A 16882-nucleotide genomic window follows, 5' to 3' on the forward strand; every position below is an offset into this window, starting at 1 on the left:
TCAGCATGTCCATGCAGTGGGATCGTTTGCTTACATCACAGCGCTACGGCCACGAAGCGCTTTCTGTGCAGGAACTCGGGCGCAGTCACTTCCATAAAGATCATGACCGTATCGTGTTTTCCAGTGCGTTCCGGCGCTTGGGACGCAAAACACAGGTGCATCCGCTCGCCCTGAACGACCATATCCACACTCGATTGACCCATTCCATCGAGGTGGGGAGCGTGGGGCGCAGCCTGGGTATTCGTGTAGGGGAGTTATTGAACGGCGAACTGCCGGAGTGGATCACCCCCCATGATATTGGCGTGATAGTGCAGGCCGCTTGTTTGGCTCACGATATCGGCAATCCACCCTTTGGTCACGCCGGGGAGTTTGCGATCCGAGACTGGTTCAAGCGTGATTGTAACCAGTACCTGCTGGCATCCCTGAGTGACCGTCAGCGACTGGATCTGCAAACGTTTGAAGGTAATGCGCAGGGCTTCCGCGTGGTGACCCGGATTGAGAACCACCTGTTTGACGGTGGCTTGCGTCTCACGTTTCCAACCCTCGGGACGCTGCTGAAATACCCCTGGGGTGTCGAGAACGCCTGCAACCGCGGTAAGTTCAGTAGTTTCCAGACCGAGCTTGAGATCCTCAACAAACTGGGCAAAGAGCTGGGGCTGGTTAAGCTGGACGAAAACCTCTGGTGCCGTCACCCACTGGCTTATCTGATGGAGGCGGCGGACGATATCTGCTATGCCATCCTGGATCTGGAGGATGCGATTGAACTCAATATTCTGAGCTTCGATCAGATCAAACCGATCCTGCTGGAGATGTGTGGTGTGTTGGACGTTGATGACGAGATCTTTAACACCGAAGCTTCGGCTCGGCGTAAGATCTCCGCATTGCGTGGCCGGGCGATGGAAAACATGGTCAACTCGGCCGTGAGCGCCTTTATGGAGCATTACCCGAAAATCATGGCGGGGGAGTACAAAGGGGAATTGGTTTCGGACGGTGATCCCGGTGTACGCGACGGCATTCAACGCGCTAAAACCCTGGCCCGTGACAAGGTATTTCCGGACACCCGCAAGACAGAGTTGGAAGTAGGGGCCTACCGCACCCTCGGGGCGCTGCTGGATGCCTTTTGCCGTGCCGTATACGACAACCACCAACAGCAGGGGCAGAACTTGAGCTACCAAACGGAGAAGATCCTCAGCCTGATGGGGATTCATGCGCCTTCCAAGGACAAACCGCTCTACCACTCCTATATGCGTGCGCTCGATTTCATCGGCGGAATGACGGACAATTACGCCTCTTATCTGGCCCGACAGATTGGCGGTTTGGTCTGATATCCGGTTTTAGAACGACTTTGGGAGTGTCTGATGTCCTCACTACGCGATCAGCTGCAGGGGCTGGTTTATTCCACTGAACATGGGGCAATGTGCCCGGATTGCGGCAAGCCACAAGACAGTTGTATCTGCGATGAGCTGGCGGACCAGCAGCGGATCGACAGTTTGGACGGCATTGTGCGTATCCGCCGTGAAACATCCGGCCGTAAAGGCAAGGGAGTGACCACGGTGTCTGGTGTGCCGCTGGCCGCAGATGAACTGAAGACTTTGGCAAAAAAACTGAAGAAGGTGTGTGGCACCGGTGGTGCGCTGAAAGATGGTGTGATCGAAATACAGGGCGATCATCGGGATAAGCTCAAAGCCGAGCTTGAGAAAGAAGGATTCAACGTTAAGTTGGCAGGTGGCTGATCGGTGCAGAACATCCCACCTAAAAAAACCAAAAAAGTGTGCCGTTTCTGCATGATGATGCGCTTCGGGCTGGCCTTTCTGGTGGTCGTGGCGATCTTCGTGTTTAACGGACTGAGCAATTTCTTCGGCTAAGTCCACGGAATACGTCATTCGGCGTATGCAATTGATGCTCTTTTCTGGCAGAATTCTGTTTGAATTGTGGCTGTAACGCTGCAGTGGTGGTGCTAATCACTAAGATCAGCGTTTAAATAAGATTACGGTAATAGCAGTGCGGAAGGCCAAAAGGGATGTGTGCTCATGCGTAGGTTTATTACTCTGTTGTGTTTAACTCTGTGTTGGCCCACCGCGCAGGCCAGAATCTATCACTACGAGAATGCAGAAGGGCGTAAGGTTTACGTCGACAGCATTCGTCGGGTCCCGCCAGAATTCCGCGACCAGATGCAGGTGCGAGAAGAACGCGCGCCTGCTGCTGGCAAGTCTTTAGTTAACCTTCCTGAAGCGCAGAAAAGCGAGAGCAACTTAGAAGCCGACTATAAATCGGTTTTGAAGCAGATCAAAAGTCTGGAGATGCCAGTCAGCATCGAAAACAATCTCGTGATTGCCCCGGTCAAACTGTTTGTTGGGCGCCGGTCCGTTGACCTGAAGTTACTGCTGGATACTGGAGCATCTTCCACGGTCATCAACAAGCATGCTCTACTGCCGCTACACACAAAATTCGAAAAGGCGGATCATATTAGGTTAGCAGATGGCAGTACGGTTCCTACCAAGCGCCTTAAGTTGGACCGTGTGAGCATTGGCCCCTATCAGGTAGAGAAGTTCAGTACACGCGTATTAGGTCAAAAAATAGGTGTTCCTAAAGCGCAAGGCTTGCTGGGGATGGATTTCCTGAGCGGGGCACCCTACGAGCTGGATCTGGAGCGCAAACGCATTATCTGGGAGCCTACGCTCTATTCGGAACTTCAGATCCTGAAAGCTGACCTGGAATCAGAGATTGAGCTGCAGAAGCGTCGCGTTGAACTGGGCGCACGCTAATCCTGAAAGGAAAAGAGACAACCGATATAAAAAAGCCCCGCACATAGGCGGGGCTGAGACCATCAGCGGAAGGGGTTGCTGAAAATCAGAGCTGTTTTTCGGCCAGACGCAGATCCATCGTGGCTTTCAGCAGCTTGTACAGACGGATCGATGCGTCGATCTCGTCCTTACGGTTTGTCAGGGACTCAATGTTCAGGCCCAACGGCAGATCCAGATCGATCACCGCATCCAGAATCTGTTCCAAGTTGCTGCGACAGATACGGATCGATTCCATCAGCGGGTTGGCGGAATCCAGAATGCGCCAGCGGCTGCCTTCTGGTACCGAGATACCCAACCACTCCATGAACTCCAGCGTTTTCGCACTACCGCAGGGCGTGAAGGTCAGGATGATACGTTTTGGCTCTTCACCACGGATACGGCATTCGCGGGCGTAGCTGGTTAGCATGTCGATCGTCGCCTGGGCGTTGTATACCGCCTGGGATACGAAAAATTCACAACCTTTTGCGGCCTTATCCAGCAGTCGCAGGTGCTCGTCACCTTTTTTGGCATGACGTTCAGCGATGGTCACGCCGCCCAACTGGTAGTCGCGAGCGTGATCACCCACCACTTCGTACGCATCATTCAATGACAGCTTGATCTCGCCATCTGCAGACGGGCTACCCACCATCACCATATCACGCACATCGTACTGATCCCACGCATCGTCCAGCCAGTTGCTGAAGTCTTCACGGTCGCGTTGCGAGACACTTTTATAGGTGATAACCGGATGTTCGGAGATCTCACGGACCAGTTTGGAATACATTCGAGGATCTAAGGTACGCATAAACGGGAATGGGCGCGGTACGTCGGTACGGCTGCTCTCATCCTGAATGTCGTATACAACCAGGCCGTCATAATCGATCTGACCCAGACGGGCCAGCAATTTGGTCGCTATCTCGCTTGCCTGCTCAGCTGAGGTGCCATCCTTAGGAGGGCAGGTGCCTACCAGGTACACGCCGCGATTCTTGTCTGCGAATTTTGCTCTTAGATCCTGTTTCATGATTTTTTCGTTTTGGGCTCTTTTTAAGTACGGACCATTCTAACAATTAATCTTTTTCATGTGTTTAGGTTATAAGATGAAAGTTTTTAGAACAAAGTTGAGTGAATTTAATGTGGCTTGCACGATATAGAAATAGGGAACCTGCGAATAAGTCTGAGACTTTCTCTGCGGGTGATAAAATAGCTTTATGTGCGAAAGGCAACGCAGTGGAATGACTGGTCCTTTCCAAGTTGCCTGACAAAGCAGAAAGCTATTTTAGCGACCGCCCTACGGGGCATTCAGTGGTCCGTCACACGGGCGATCCTATCTCTACGTTAGTGATTTACGCCCGGCAGGCGCCCCTGAGGCAACCAGCATGGCTGTAATCACTGTCTTGATCTAGAATCGCTCTGAATGCCAGAGTCGTTTCGGACTTGTTCGCAGGTTCCCTGGCATGAGAAGTATCAGATAACTGTATGTATAGCAGGAGTATGTGTGTGACCAAGAAGGGCTTTGATCTGACCGCCGCCAGCAAAGAGATTCAGGCACAGGGGGAGCAATTGCCACCACTGGAGAAATGGAATCCGGAGTTCTGCGGTGATATCGATATGCATATCAAGCGCGATGGCAGTTGGTTTTACAACGGCACACCGATCGGGCGCCCGGCGATGGTCAAACTCTTCTCCCGCGTGCTGTGGCAGGAAGAAGGAAAATACTTCCTGAAAACCCCGGTGGAGAAGGTGGGTATCGAAGTCGACGACGTACCGTTTCTGATGATCGCTGTGGAACAGCGTGAAGGGCAGCAGGGTACGGAGCTTGTGTTTACCAGCAAAACCGATGACGTCGTGGTAGCGGGGGCGGAACATCCGATCCGGGTAGAGCACTGTGCAGAAACCGGTGAACCAGCACCGTATATCGCCGTCCGCTTTGGCATGGAAGGCCTGATCGCCCGCAACGTGTTTTACGAGCTGGTGGAGCTGGCTGACGAGCGCGAGATTGACGGCGAAGCCCATCTGGTTATCGAGAGTCAGGGCGAGCTATTCTCACTGGGGTCGTTAACTGAATAGTTGTTTCGATTATTACCCGCTGTATCCGACAAATTCAGCCCACTTAGCGATCAACTCAGCAAAGTCCTCCAGCCCGCAACGGGCTGAGGATTCCGAGTCGTAGAAATCCATATCTTCTTCGAGGTCAAGGTCATCGCCGCTGGAGAGGGCGTGGGCGCGGACCATCGCGTCATCCCGACTCAATATCAGGTCGTATTCGAAACCTGTTATTTCAGCATCCCACGCAGTGCCTTGGGTAAGTTTATTCAACGCGTTGCTGATCTCGGTAAGCTTGTCTGTGCGTGCACCGATCTCCTGGGTCAGCCAGTAGCCAAAGGCTTCGTGACCCATCGAGAAGCGTGCTTCTGGGCCGGTGAAATCCTGACTGAATTCGTATTCCATGGTGCAAGAGTCTCGATGGGTACGTTGAAAAGGGCGCACACTATAACACCGTTTGGTCACTCAAAAAGAGGTATCATAGCGCCGTTCAGCGGGCGGACATGATTTGACGCGTATGCTTGAGCACTGTTGTTCACCCAGGATCGCTATTGAGTTGGCTGATCAGGGAGTAGGGTGACCTATTTAGGCAAGGGAATGCCGGTGTATGTTTGGAAACTCATATGCTGGTACGCACACTTCTGCTGCTGATTATCACGTTAAATGTCGCTCACGCTGCGCAACCCTCCTTCACTAAATCGAAACGCATCCTGGCTGAGATCTATGCGGAGCAACCGGTCAGTTTCTACTGCGGCTGCGACTATAAAAAGCAGGGCAAGAAACTGGTGCCGGACCTGGACAGCTGTGGCTACGATCCACGCAAGAATGCCCAGCGTGCGAAACGGATCGAGTGGGAGCACGTGATGCCGGCTTGGGCTTTTGGACATCAGTTGCAGTGTTGGCAGGACGGTGGACGTAAAAACTGCCGCAAGAACCCTGACTTCAAGCAGATGGAAGCGGATATGCACAACCTGGTGCCAGCCGTGGGTGAAGTGAACGGTGACCGTTCCAATTTCCGCTACGGCATGCTGGAAGGTGAGCATCGTGCTTACGGTGCATGTGATGTGGAGATCGACTTTAAGGCGCGTAAAGCGGAACCCGCCCCGGCGTTGCGTGGTGATATCGCACGCACTTACTTTTATATGGCAGATACCTACGGTGTTCGCCTGAGCAAACAGCAGCGCCGCTTGTTTGAAGCCTGGGCCAAGCAGGACCCGGTGGATGAGTGGGAGCGTAAACGTAACCGCTTGATTAAGGAACGTCAGGGCAACGCTAACCCGTATGTTGAGTAGCGCTGGCAAAACTGTATAAAAAGGGAGAGCATCTGCTCTCCCAACACCCTATCTACTGTTGAGTGCAGTCAACGGTTTTACGCGTTTGCCGCCAACCAGCCTTCCAGCTCATCCGCTCCACCCACGTGGCTGCCGTCGATGAAGAGCTGTGGTGTGGTGCCCTGGCCGGAGATTGCAGTCAGCGTGCTGTAGCTCACACCATTGGTGCCCAATTCGATCTCTTCAAACTTCAGACCGCGCGCGTTCAATGCGTTCTTGGCACGGGTGCAGTGTCCGCAACCTGGCTTGGTAATCATGGTGATTCGCTTTGGCTGCTCGGCGTTCGGGTTGATGTACTCCAGCATGGTGTCTGCGTCGGATACTTCAAACGGGTCGCCCGGCAGGTCTGGCTCGATGAACTGCTTCTCGATAACGCCATCTTTCACCAGCATGGAGTAGCGCCAGCTACGCTTGCCGAAGCCCAGGTCGTTTTTCTCAACCAGCATGCCCATGCCTTTGCTGAAGTCACCGTTGCCGTCTGGCAGGAAGGTGATGTTCTCGGCGTTCTGGTCTTCTGCCCATGCGTTCATCACGAAGGTATCGTTCACCGACAGACAGATAATGTCGTCAACGCCGTTCGCTTTAAATACCGCTGCCAGTTCGTTGTAACGTGGCAGGTGGGTGCTGGAACAGGTTGGGGTGAACGCACCTGGCAGCGCAAAAACGATCACTGTTTTGCCTTTGAACAGCTGCTCGGTGGTGAGGGTTTTCCAATCATTGCCTTCACGTACCGGGAAACTTACCTGTGGGACTGCCTGACCTTCGCGATTCTGGAACATGTTTTTGATCTCCGTGGTGTTGTTCGTTTCGATAGGGAAATACTAATGAAACATGGTGTTTTAATAAAATTAAACAAAAATATGTTTTTGATTGTTTTAAGCTATGGACCGGGCTGGCCTGATCGTTTAATGCATCAAAAGGTGCTGTGGGCTGGGCTATCGCGAAAGGCTATTTTTCACCGGCGCATCGAAACTCCTGCCGACTATCCTGAGTCTGGATAGTCCAGAGTTTGCGCAAGATCGTTCTAATTTGCCGAAATAGTTCTACTAGATTGAAAAGCATAACCGCACTTTAGGATTGGCGGTCAATGGCAATTGGAGTGGCTATGGATGCAAAGATAGATATTGATCCTTTGCTTGAGTGCCTGTTGGTCCTGAGCGCTTTTCACGGTGAGGATGTGAACCGTGAGTCTCTGATCTCAGGATTGCCTTTGGAGCAATCTCACCTTACCCCAGCACTGTTCGGGCGGGCCGCAGCGCGTGCCGGATTAGCCTCCAAGATTCTTAGTAAACCACTGAACCAGCTGCGTAAGCGGGCACTACCAGCCATTTTACTTCTGGACGGTGATGAAGCCTGTGTCCTGATGGGCTGGAGCAGGGATAAGCGCCACGCGCAGGTGGTCTTTCCAGAATTGTCAGAGACCGTCGAAGAGATTCCGCTCGAGCAATTGCAGGAGAGTTATAGCGGATTACTGATCTACGCGCGTCCACGCTTCAACTTTGATGGGCGCACGGATCAGGTTGGTACAGGAACCAAAGGGCATTGGTTCTGGAGTGCGATGGTTGAAAATCTTGGGCTCTACCGGGATGTGCTGGTGGCGGCATTTTTTATCAACGTCTTTGCTCTGGCTCTGCCGCTCTTTGCGATGAACGTGTACGACCGGGTTGTGCCTAATCGTGCTATCGAGACCTTGTGGATGTTGGCGATCGGTATCGGTATCGTGCTCTGTGCGGATCTTCTTTTGAGGACTATGCGCGGTTACTTCCTGGACCTCGCCGGCAAACGGGTTGATCTGTTGTTATCGGTGCGTCTGATGGAGCAGGTACTGGGCCTCAAGCTGGCACATAAACCCCAGTCCGTAGGTGCGTTTGCCGCCAACCTGCGCTCCTACGAATCGATTCGTGACTTCACCACCTCCGCATCGCTCACCGCATTAATTGACCTGCCGTTTACCGCGATTTTTGTACTCGTTATCGGTTGGGTGGCGCCCGTTATGGTGATCCCTTTGATGGTTGGCCTGGCGGTGGTGGTGCTGTATGCACTGACCACACAGCGCAAGATGCGCAAGCTGACAGAGAGTATGTACCGGGCCAGTTCAATGCGCAGTTCGGTGCTGATCGAAAGTCTGGTAGGTCTCGATACCCTGAAGTCCATGGGCGCCGAGGGGATGATGCAGCGACGCTGGGAGAAAGCTGCCGCTTTCCTGGACCGTATCGGCGTGCAACTGCGCCTGCTGGGCAACAGTAACCTAAACGTGGCGCTTTGGTGCCAGCAGTTGGTGAGCGTCAGCATCATCGTTCTGGGCGTGTACCTGATCGCGGAGGGCGAACTCACGCTGGGTGGGCTGATTGCCAGCACTATGCTGAGTAATCGTGCGATGGCGCCGGTCAGTCAGGTGGCCGGTTTGTTAACCCAGTATCACAATGCACGTACCGCCCTGACGGCGCTGAACGAAGTGATGGCCAAGCCGGTTGAGCGGCCGGCGGGGAAAAACTTCTCCAACCGTGAGGCGTTGCGGGGGGCGCTGGCGTTCAAGCATGTGTCTTTCTCCTATCCGGAGGCTGACGTGGCATCTTTGGATGACATCTGCTTTTCACTCGAGCCCGGCGAGCATGTTGCGGTTCTGGGGCGTGTGGGGTCAGGCAAGACCACGCTGAATCGATTGCTGATGGGGCTCTATGAACCGGCTGACGGTGCGGTAATGGTGGATAATATCGATATTCGCCAGATAGACCCGGCCCAGCTACGCCACCAGATCGGTTACGTGCCGCAGGACGCGACGCTGTTTTATGGCACCCTGCGCGAGAATCTCCTGTTAGGCAATCATCAGGTATCACAGGCGGATCTGGACCGTGCCGTTCAGATCGCGGATCTGAGTGAGTTTATTAACCGCCACCCCCAGGGCTTTGATATGAATGTTGGGGAGCGGGGGGAGTTTTTGTCAGGCGGTCAACGCAAAGCTGTTGCGCTGGCCCGTGCACTGATCCATGAGCCACAGATCCTGTTACTGGACGAAGCAACGGGTTCAATGGATCACACCTCTGAAGCGGCCATTCTGTCGCAGCTGCAGGCCTACTCGAAGGGAAAAACGTTGCTGTTGACCACCCACCGTACGTCGATGCTGCAGCTGGTGGATCGCATCATTGTGCTCGACCAGGGCTGTATCGTCGCTGATGGTCCACGCGACAACGTGATGGATGCGCTACGCAAGGGCCGCATCGGGAGGGCGTTATGAGTTATCAGCGGCCGTCGCATACTCATCGTAGCTTTGAGCAGAGCATCCCGGTTGATGATGCAGCCTGCCTGAATTGGTTGGAGGATGCCGAGCGCGGCATGCTTGAGCAGAATCCACTGCGGGCGCGACGCCTGTTGTATGTGGTGGCGCTGGTAGTGATAGCGCTGCTTGGTTGGGCCGCCTATGCCGAGATTGATGAGGTTACCCGTGGCGAAGGTAAGGTTATCCCGTCCAGGCAGGTCCAGATTATCCAGTCGCAGGATGGTGGTGTTGTGACTGAACTGGCAGTGGTTGAAGGCCAGAGGGTAGAAGCAGGCCAGTTGCTGGTGAAACTTGATCCTACCCGTTCTGTTGCCAGCTTTAGGGAAAACAAAGCTGAGCTGACCGCATTGCAGGTAAAGGCCGAGCGCTTGCGCGCCATCTCTGAAGAGCGCGCTTTCAACCCCAGTGATGCTTTACGCGCAAGTGCACCCAACGTCGTTACCCAGGAGATGGCACTGTATACGTCCAGCCTGGCTGAACTGGAAGCGGCCGAAAACATCGCCGACCGTCAGGTACGACAACGGGAAGAGGAGCGAAGGGAAACACAGGCGCTAAGGGCGCAGTTGGACCGGGATTACAATTTTGCCCTCGAAGAGCTGAATGCCAGCGAGCCTTTGCTTGAGTCCGGCGCGGTATCGCATATCGACCTGCTGAAACTACGCAGGGAAGTCTCCCGCCTGCGCGGAGAAAGGCAGCAGGCCCAGGCCAAGCTACAACGGCTCAATGCCGCCATTGCAGAAGCGACCAATAAGCAGGATGAAGTGGCGCTTGAGTTCAAGAACAAGGTGCGGGAGGAGCTTTCTCGTACAACAGCACGGATCAATACCCTGACCGAGACTGGGCGTGGCTTGTCCGATCGTGTCGAGCAAACGGCGATCCGGTCACCGGTAAAAGGCACGGTTAAACGTCTCTACTACAACACCATTGGTGGTGTGGTGTTACCTGGGCGCGAGATCGTGGAGATTGTTCCATTGGATGACGCACTGTTGTTGGAAGCGAAGGTCAGTCCTCGGGATATCGCTTTCCTGCGACCAGGCCAGAATGCCTTGGTGAAGTTTACCGCCTATGACTTCATTGTTTACGGCGGATTGGACGCCCAGCTTGAGCATATCAGTGCGGATACAGTGCTCGACGATCAGGGCAATCCGTTTTATCTCGTTCGGGTGCGCACCCTGAAGCCGGATTTGGGGGAAGGTAAACCCATCATTCCCGGCATGGTGGCACAGGTGGATATCCTGACCGGGAAGAAAAGTATTCTGAATTATCTTCTGAAACCGGTACTGCGTGCGAAAGAGTATGCGTTGACGGAGCGATAAACGATGCATGTATTTGTGAGTCAGAAAACACTGTCACCGGTGCGCTGGCATGAAGCGTTTCCGGATTCCATTACCGTGCGATCTCCCCAAGACATCAGGGACCTCGCCAAAGGTAGGGGCTGCGTATGGCTTGATTTTACAAGTCTCACACCGGCAGACCGTCAGCTGTGGCTTGCCCAGTGCAAGGTTCTGAAGAACCCGATCATCGTGCTATCCAATGTGCCCAATGACGACGAAGCGATCCGGGTATTTAGCTCCGGCGCCAGCGGTTACTGCCATGTTCTGGCAGCGGTCAACCAACTGCGGGAGATTGCGTTGGTCGTGGAGCACGGTGGGTATTGGGTAGGGGCGTCGTTTATCGAGAAGGTTCTGCAGCTGAGTGCGCATCATTTTTCCCATGTGCCCGGTCACGATGAATTTCCTTTTGCCGATCGCTTGACCGAACGAGAAATGATGGTTGCCCACGAAGTCGCCCATGGAGCGACAAACCGCGAGATCGCAAGCTCGCTGGATATCACCGAACGCACGGTTAAAGCGCACTTAGCATCAATTTTTAGCAAAACCGGTGCCCGCGATCGTATTCAGCTGGTGTTGATGTTGAATCAGATTGAGTCGACTGTTGCTTGAAAATTGTTCATATTGTACCTGGGGTACAGTATCTAAAAATTCCACTCTTTTAAGCTGAAAAAACCTGATAACGCGAATGGAAGTAACAGTACGTAAGGGAGTCCAGGTAGCGGAGGCGTTCTCCTGACTGGAGAACTGACGGGGAAAATCAGCTGTATCGATTCATCTATGTTGAGCGAAACTCCGCTCTGGCGCGCTAGACGTGTCATCAGGCCATTGATTGATTTATCAGGCCTCGTAGGGAGAGCTACAACATGTCCAACCATACCCCCATTGCGACTGTAAAAGCTGTTACCGGTGAAGTTTTTGTACGTAACGCTGAGGGACAGTCCCGACTACTGAAAGTGGGCGATCAGCTAAAAGCCGGGGATGTGATACTTCCATCCGCCGGGCGGGCTGATCTCGAAATGGTGGATGGCACCGAGATGACATTCAGTGAACCGGTAGAGGTCACCTTGTCGCCAGAGATGCTGTCCGATCAAACGGCCCTTGCAGAAGAGGAAAGCATTACCGACCCAACGGTGGCTGCCCTGTTAAGTGCATTGGAAGCGGGCGAGGATCCGACTCAGGTGCTGCCCGCACCAGCCGCAGGTCCTGGTGCAGCAGGTGGCGAGGGTCACAGCTTCGTGCGTCTTGCGCGGATAGTCGAAAATGTCGAAGGGTTGGGTTTTGGTGGTCAAGGGTTTACCCAGTTCCTTTTTGACTTCGACACTCCGGATCTCATCAATCTCGAAGAGGGCCAACCCCCGGTTGCAGCACCCGACAGTGCTTCGGTGGATGAAGATGGCAGCGTTCTGATTGATGTTTTGGGGAACGATACCGATGCTGATGGAGACCTTGATCCATCCACCGTGACCATCACCTCCCTGCCATCCAACGGCACCGTAGTTGTCGATTCTGTAACGGGAGCGGTGACCTACACGCCAAATGACAACTATAACGGTCCGGATAGCTTCCAATATACCGTTCAGGATGCAGACGGTAACACCTCCAATCCTGCCACAGTGACCATTGAGGTTACCCCGGTAGCAGAACCTCCGGTTGCCGTGAATGATCAGGTGAGCACCGACGAAGACTCCCCGATTGATATCGATGTGCTGGCGAATGACGAAGATCCAGATGGGGAGATCGATCCAACAACCGTCACTATTGTGACCCAACCGGACCATGGCACAGCCTCTGTTGATCCTGATACCGGAGTAGTTACCTATACACCGGATGAAAATTACAACGGCCCGGACAGTTTCCAGTACACCGTACAGGATGATGAAGGGAATACCTCCTCACCTGCCACCGTCAACATCACTGTCGACCCGGTTGCTGACAATCCGGTGGCGGCCGATGACAACGTGACCACCGATGAAGACGTAGCGGTCACCATCGACGTACTGGCGAACGATACCGATCTTGAAAACGATATCGATCCAACTACCGTGGTGATCCAGTCCGGCCCGAGCAACGGTTCCGTGGCCGTGGACCTCGTGACCGGCGAAGTGACCTACACGCCGGATGGCGACTACAACGGTCCGGACAGCTTCACCTACACCGTGAAGGATGCCACCGGCCTCGAGTCCAACGTGGCGACCGTCAATATCACTGTCGACCCGGTCGCCGATAAACCGGTGGCGACCGATGATAACGTGACCACCGATGAAGACGTGGCGGTCACCATCGACGTGCTGGCGAACGATACCGATCCGGAAAACGATATCGACCCAACCACGGTAATGATCCAGTCCGGCCCGAGCAACGGTTCCGTGGCGGTGGACCCCGTAACCGGCGAAGTAACCTACACGCCGGATGGCGACTACAACGGCCCGGACAGCTTCACCTACACCGTGAAGGATGCCACCGGCCTCGAGTCCAACGTGGCGACCGTCAATATCACTGTAGACCCGGTCGCCGATAAACCGGTAACGACCGATGACAACGTGACCACCGATGAAGACGTGGCGGTCACCATCGACGTGCTGGCGAACGATACCGATCCGGAAAACGATATCGATCCAACCACGGTGGTGATCCAGTCCGGCCCGAGCAACGGTTCCGTGGCCGTGGACCCCGTGACCGGCGAAGTGACCTACACGCCGGATGGCGACTACAACGGTCCGGACAGCTTCACCTACACCGTGAAGGATGCCACCGGCCTTGAGTCCAATGTGGCGACCGTCAATATCACCGTGGAGCCGGTCGCCGATAAACCGGTGGCGGCCGATGATAACGTGACCACCGATGAAGATGTGGCGGTCACCATCGACGTGCTGGCGAACGATACCGATCCGGAAAACGATATCGACCCAACCACTGTGATGATCCAGTCCGGCCCTAGCAACGGTTCCGTGGCGGTGGACCCCGTAACCGGCGAAGTGACCTACACGCCGGATGGCGACTACAACGGTCCGGACAGCTTCACCTATACCGTGAAGGATGCCACCGGTCTTGAGTCCAATGTGGCGACCGTCAATATCACGGTAGATCCGGTAGCGGATCCACCGTTGGCAGCGGATGACAGCACCAGCGTTAAGGAGAACAGCTTTGTCGAAATCGATGTGTTGAATAATGACACCGATCCGGAAAACGATATCGATCCGACCACCGTGGTTATCCAGTCTGGACCGGCTAATGGTTCTGTCAGTGTGGATCCAGTTACCGGTGAAGTGACCTACACGCCGGATGCCGACTACTTTGGCGCAGACAGTTTCACCTACACCGTGAAAGACGCCACCGGTCTGGAATCCAACGCTGCGACAGTGACCATCGATGTGGAAGAGGATTACGGCGTTACCATCGACTTCACCGGTAGCAACGGCCTTGCGGTGTATGATGTTGGCTTGCTCTCCGTTGCTGACAGCAGCGAAACCGCAAACGGCAGCTTTAAGGTGACCGCCCAGGATGGTTTGGCTTCAGTCACCATTGCCGGTGTGACGTTCACGGCGGTACAGCTAGCTACAGCGTCAGCGATTTCACCGCTGACTGTTGTCAGTAACGCAGACGAAGAGTTGGTAATTACCGGTTATAACGCTGGTACCGGGGATATCTCCTACAGCTACACGCTGCTTAACCCGGTTGATCATGATCCCGGTAGTGATATCGACAGTGTCTCCTTCATCGTGACAGCGACAGATAGCGACGGTGACAGCTCTGCACCCGGTTCGCTGACAATCAGCCAGATCGACGATAAACCGGAGATCCTTTCTGTCTCTGATGGCTCTGGTATAAACGGAGCGGGGCAGATCGTAGGGGCAATCAGTGTGGACTCCTCGGCCGACAGTCCGGAAAGTTTCAGCTGGGGCACCGTAAGTACCAGTGTTGAACTGTACGCCAATGATGAACCGGTAATCATTACCACCGACAACGAGACGCAAACTATCACCGGTAAGCTTGCCGACGATACTACCGTCTTCACGCTGACGCTGAACGACGATCTGTCTACATACACCTATCACCAATACATGGCTGTTCAGACGGTTGCATCTGAAATCGGAATTGCGTCGAATCTGTCCGGCGGTAACTCCGATAGCTTCAGGCTCTCCTCCAACGGTGCCCTGGAAGATCCGATCCAGACCCTGTTCTACGGCTATGAGTTTGATGATGATACCAATGAATATGTGCTCAATACGGTCAATACGACGGCCAATACAATGGGGGTAGGCACAGGACAGGATGTTGACTCCGATGCAGGTCAGGAAGACCAATTGTTGATGCACTTCGACAAAAACGTCACCAGCATGAGCCTTCAGGTTGATATTACCGGGAATAACACGGCAGAGCTGCGTTACACCATCTACAGTGTTAAGCCGTCTGAGTTTGATAACCTGGGTGTAGATGGCTTTACCTACGATGACCTGCCTGCGGGAGGCATCAGCAACGTGGTGACAGTGTCCAACGGCGATACGGTGGTAATTAACGCCTCTGATCTGGGGTTGGATGAATTCACCTTCATTGTCTTCGAAGCCGACGACGGCGAATACAAGCTGGTGCCAAATGAGTTGACCGTAAACTATCTGACTGAGGCACAGGACTTCAGTATCAGCAGCGACTTTAACGTAACGGACAGTGATCAGGATACTGCCACCGACACCATCAATATCAACGTAAGTGGTACTGCGGACGACCTGACCGGTGACGGCGATAATAACGCGCTGGGTGGTAACGAAGAGGCGAACGTACTCACCGGTCTGGCAGGTGATGATCAGCTTTCCGGTAATGATGGGGACGATACGCTGATTGGTGGTGCAGGCAACGACACACTGATTGGAGGACTGGGTTCGGATACCTTTGTCTGGACACTCAATGATGGTGGCGCGGCAGGCGCGCCAGCCAACGATGTGATCGCTGATTTCGACGCCAGTTTGCCTGCCAGTGGCGGTGATGTGCTTGATATCAGTACGCTGCTGGTTGGCGAGGACGGTGGTGACTTGACCCACTTCCTGCATTTCGAGCTGAATGGCGAGGGCGATACCGAACTGCATATCAGCACGGACGGTGATTTTGCCGGTGGCTACAATGCGAGTGACGTGGAGCAGGTGATCGTGATGGAAAACGTGGACCTGGTCAGTGCCTACACTGTGAACAACGTTGTTGACCAATCATCACTGATTCAGGATCTGGTGACTAACGGTACGTTGATCACCGATGTGTAACAAAGATGGTTGAGTGAGTGCAAAAAACCAATGACGGCATGTGTATTACATGCCGTCATTGTGCATTCGATTCAGCACGTCACGCCAGCGACTGAGCTGTACAGATGGCTTTACACTGGTTTTTTCACCATCTACCCACATCGCGCTGTCATTAAAACTGAATACAGGTTTTAGTTCGGGGCGTTTTGATGCCGGTAAAATTTGTCCCTGCAGATTATCCAGATACAACGGCTCGGATTGTTCATCGGGATAATAAGCCAAAACCATATGTGCTTGTTTTTTACTGCTATCTCCGATAACCGGATACAGGTTTACGTAGGTTAGCTTGAGTTTATCTTCCGGAATATCGAGTAAACGCAGGGATATATATTTGGCGATTGAATAGTCTTCGCAATCTCCCCGTGCCTGTACCAAGGTTTCCAGGGGCGTTGCCCAATAGTCCGACTTTTGCCAAATACGTTTATCTTCATCGTAATACACGTGAAGATTGAAGAACTGGTTGATACGCTTGAGTTTTTCCTGCTCAGGAAGGTCGGAGCTGGCATTCAACAGACTGCGCCAGCGATTTACAGAAGCCGCTGCCGACAGGCCGTAGCGATTTACTGCAATTTCTTGTAGATGCAAAAGATGGCTTGATGCACCGTGAGTTTGCGTAGCAAATAAAGGTCCACTCGCACAGAGTCCTAGCAGCGGAATAAACAGAACCGCGGCCCATCGTCCGATTTTCTGACGCACAAATACTACCCCTGACTTAAATTCCTTCAGCAAGCTGAAACAGTCGAAATTGTGGTACTGACTACAAAACCGGATGTACTAACGTTTAAAAAGTAAACGGTTGTTTTGTGTTTTTAAACAATCAGAG

The 16882-nt window shown here is 53.6% G+C and carries 15 protein-coding genes; 11 read left to right on the top strand and 4 right to left on the bottom strand.

What is annotated here, in order from left to right; translation table 11 throughout:
- Nucleotides 1–5 precede the first annotated feature (5 nt).
- The 4 genes from QKW35_RS13670 to QKW35_RS13685 all read left to right on the top strand — a co-directional run bounded on the left by QKW35_RS13670 (nucleotide 6) and on the right by QKW35_RS13685 (nucleotide 2765).
- The gene (locus QKW35_RS13670; RefSeq protein WP_282353909.1) at nucleotides 6–1325 is read left to right on the top strand and encodes a deoxyguanosinetriphosphate triphosphohydrolase; all 1320 of its coding nucleotides are present in this window, start codon (nucleotides 6–8) and stop codon (nucleotides 1323–1325) included.
- A gap of 33 nt (nucleotides 1326–1358) precedes the next feature.
- Entirely contained in the window at nucleotides 1359–1733 is a 375-nt protein-coding gene (locus QKW35_RS13675; RefSeq protein ID WP_282353911.1) for a translation initiation factor Sui1, read from the top strand.
- A 3-nt stretch (nucleotides 1734–1736) separates the two neighbouring features.
- Complete coding sequence (locus QKW35_RS13680) at nucleotides 1737–1865, top strand: hypothetical protein (RefSeq protein WP_282353913.1); 129 nt, start codon at nucleotides 1737–1739, stop codon at nucleotides 1863–1865.
- Nucleotides 1866–2030: 165 nt separating this feature from the next.
- On the top strand, nucleotides 2031–2765 hold the full coding sequence (locus QKW35_RS13685) for a retropepsin-like aspartic protease (RefSeq protein ID WP_282353916.1): 735 nt from the start codon (nucleotides 2031–2033) through the stop codon (nucleotides 2763–2765).
- A gap of 85 nt (nucleotides 2766–2850) precedes the next feature.
- On the opposite strand, the gene QKW35_RS13690 is transcribed toward QKW35_RS13685, so the two are convergent.
- On the bottom strand, nucleotides 2851–3804 hold the full coding sequence (locus QKW35_RS13690) for a methylenetetrahydrofolate reductase (protein ID WP_282353919.1): 954 nt from the start codon (nucleotides 3802–3804) through the stop codon (nucleotides 2851–2853).
- Between the two features lie 476 nt (nucleotides 3805–4280).
- Between QKW35_RS13690 and QKW35_RS13695 the strand changes: the two genes are divergently transcribed.
- On the top strand, nucleotides 4281–4850 hold the full coding sequence (locus QKW35_RS13695; RefSeq protein WP_282353921.1) for a DUF1285 domain-containing protein: 570 nt from the start codon (nucleotides 4281–4283) through the stop codon (nucleotides 4848–4850).
- A 12-nt stretch (nucleotides 4851–4862) separates the two neighbouring features.
- Here QKW35_RS13695 and QKW35_RS13700 read toward each other — a convergent pair whose 3' ends face one another.
- Nucleotides 4863–5231, bottom strand: a complete 369-nt coding sequence (locus tag QKW35_RS13700) for a YacL family protein (protein ID WP_282353924.1) — start codon at nucleotides 5229–5231, stop codon at nucleotides 4863–4865.
- 218 nt (nucleotides 5232–5449) lie between these two features.
- Here QKW35_RS13700 and QKW35_RS13705 point away from each other — a divergent pair, with 218 nt between their 5' ends.
- Complete coding sequence (locus tag QKW35_RS13705) at nucleotides 5450–6118, top strand: endonuclease (protein WP_282353926.1); 669 nt, start codon at nucleotides 5450–5452, stop codon at nucleotides 6116–6118.
- A 77-nt stretch (nucleotides 6119–6195) separates the two neighbouring features.
- Here QKW35_RS13705 and QKW35_RS13710 read toward each other — a convergent pair whose 3' ends face one another.
- Nucleotides 6196–6936: a glutathione peroxidase gene (locus tag QKW35_RS13710; RefSeq protein WP_282353928.1), complete on the bottom strand. Its 741-nt coding sequence runs from the start codon at nucleotides 6934–6936 to the stop codon at nucleotides 6196–6198.
- A gap of 45 nt (nucleotides 6937–6981) precedes the next feature.
- On the opposite strand from QKW35_RS13710, the gene QKW35_RS13715 reads away from it, so the two are divergent.
- From QKW35_RS13715 to QKW35_RS13735, 5 genes are all read left to right on the top strand, one after another.
- Complete coding sequence (locus QKW35_RS13715) at nucleotides 6982–7158, top strand: hypothetical protein (protein WP_282353929.1); 177 nt, start codon at nucleotides 6982–6984, stop codon at nucleotides 7156–7158.
- Between the two features lie 104 nt (nucleotides 7159–7262).
- A complete protein-coding gene (locus QKW35_RS13720) occupies nucleotides 7263–9392 on the top strand; it encodes a type I secretion system permease/ATPase (RefSeq protein ID WP_282353930.1) in 2130 nt (709 codons plus the stop codon).
- Nucleotides 9389–10750, top strand: coding sequence for an HlyD family type I secretion periplasmic adaptor subunit (locus tag QKW35_RS13725; protein ID WP_282353931.1), 1362 nt, complete (start codon nucleotides 9389–9391; stop codon nucleotides 10748–10750). The genes QKW35_RS13720 and QKW35_RS13725 overlap by 4 nt, the downstream gene beginning before the upstream one ends.
- Nucleotides 10751–10753: 3 nt before the next feature.
- Nucleotides 10754–11377: a response regulator transcription factor gene (locus tag QKW35_RS13730; RefSeq protein WP_282353933.1), complete on the top strand. Its 624-nt coding sequence runs from the start codon at nucleotides 10754–10756 to the stop codon at nucleotides 11375–11377.
- Between the two features lie 254 nt (nucleotides 11378–11631).
- Nucleotides 11632–16020 carry a retention module-containing protein gene (locus tag QKW35_RS13735; RefSeq protein ID WP_282353935.1) on the top strand — a complete coding sequence of 1463 codons (4389 nt, stop codon included), beginning with the start codon at nucleotides 11632–11634 and terminating at the stop codon, nucleotides 16018–16020.
- A 45-nt stretch (nucleotides 16021–16065) separates the two neighbouring features.
- On the opposite strand, the gene QKW35_RS13740 is transcribed toward QKW35_RS13735, so the two are convergent.
- Entirely contained in the window at nucleotides 16066–16755 is a 690-nt protein-coding gene (locus QKW35_RS13740; protein WP_282353939.1) for a transglutaminase-like cysteine peptidase, read from the bottom strand.
- Between the last annotated feature and the right edge of the window lie 127 nt (nucleotides 16756–16882).

This window comes from Pontibacterium granulatum, assembly GCF_029961155.1.
Taxonomy (GTDB): domain Bacteria; phylum Pseudomonadota; class Gammaproteobacteria; order Pseudomonadales; family Balneatricaceae; genus Pontibacterium; species Pontibacterium granulatum.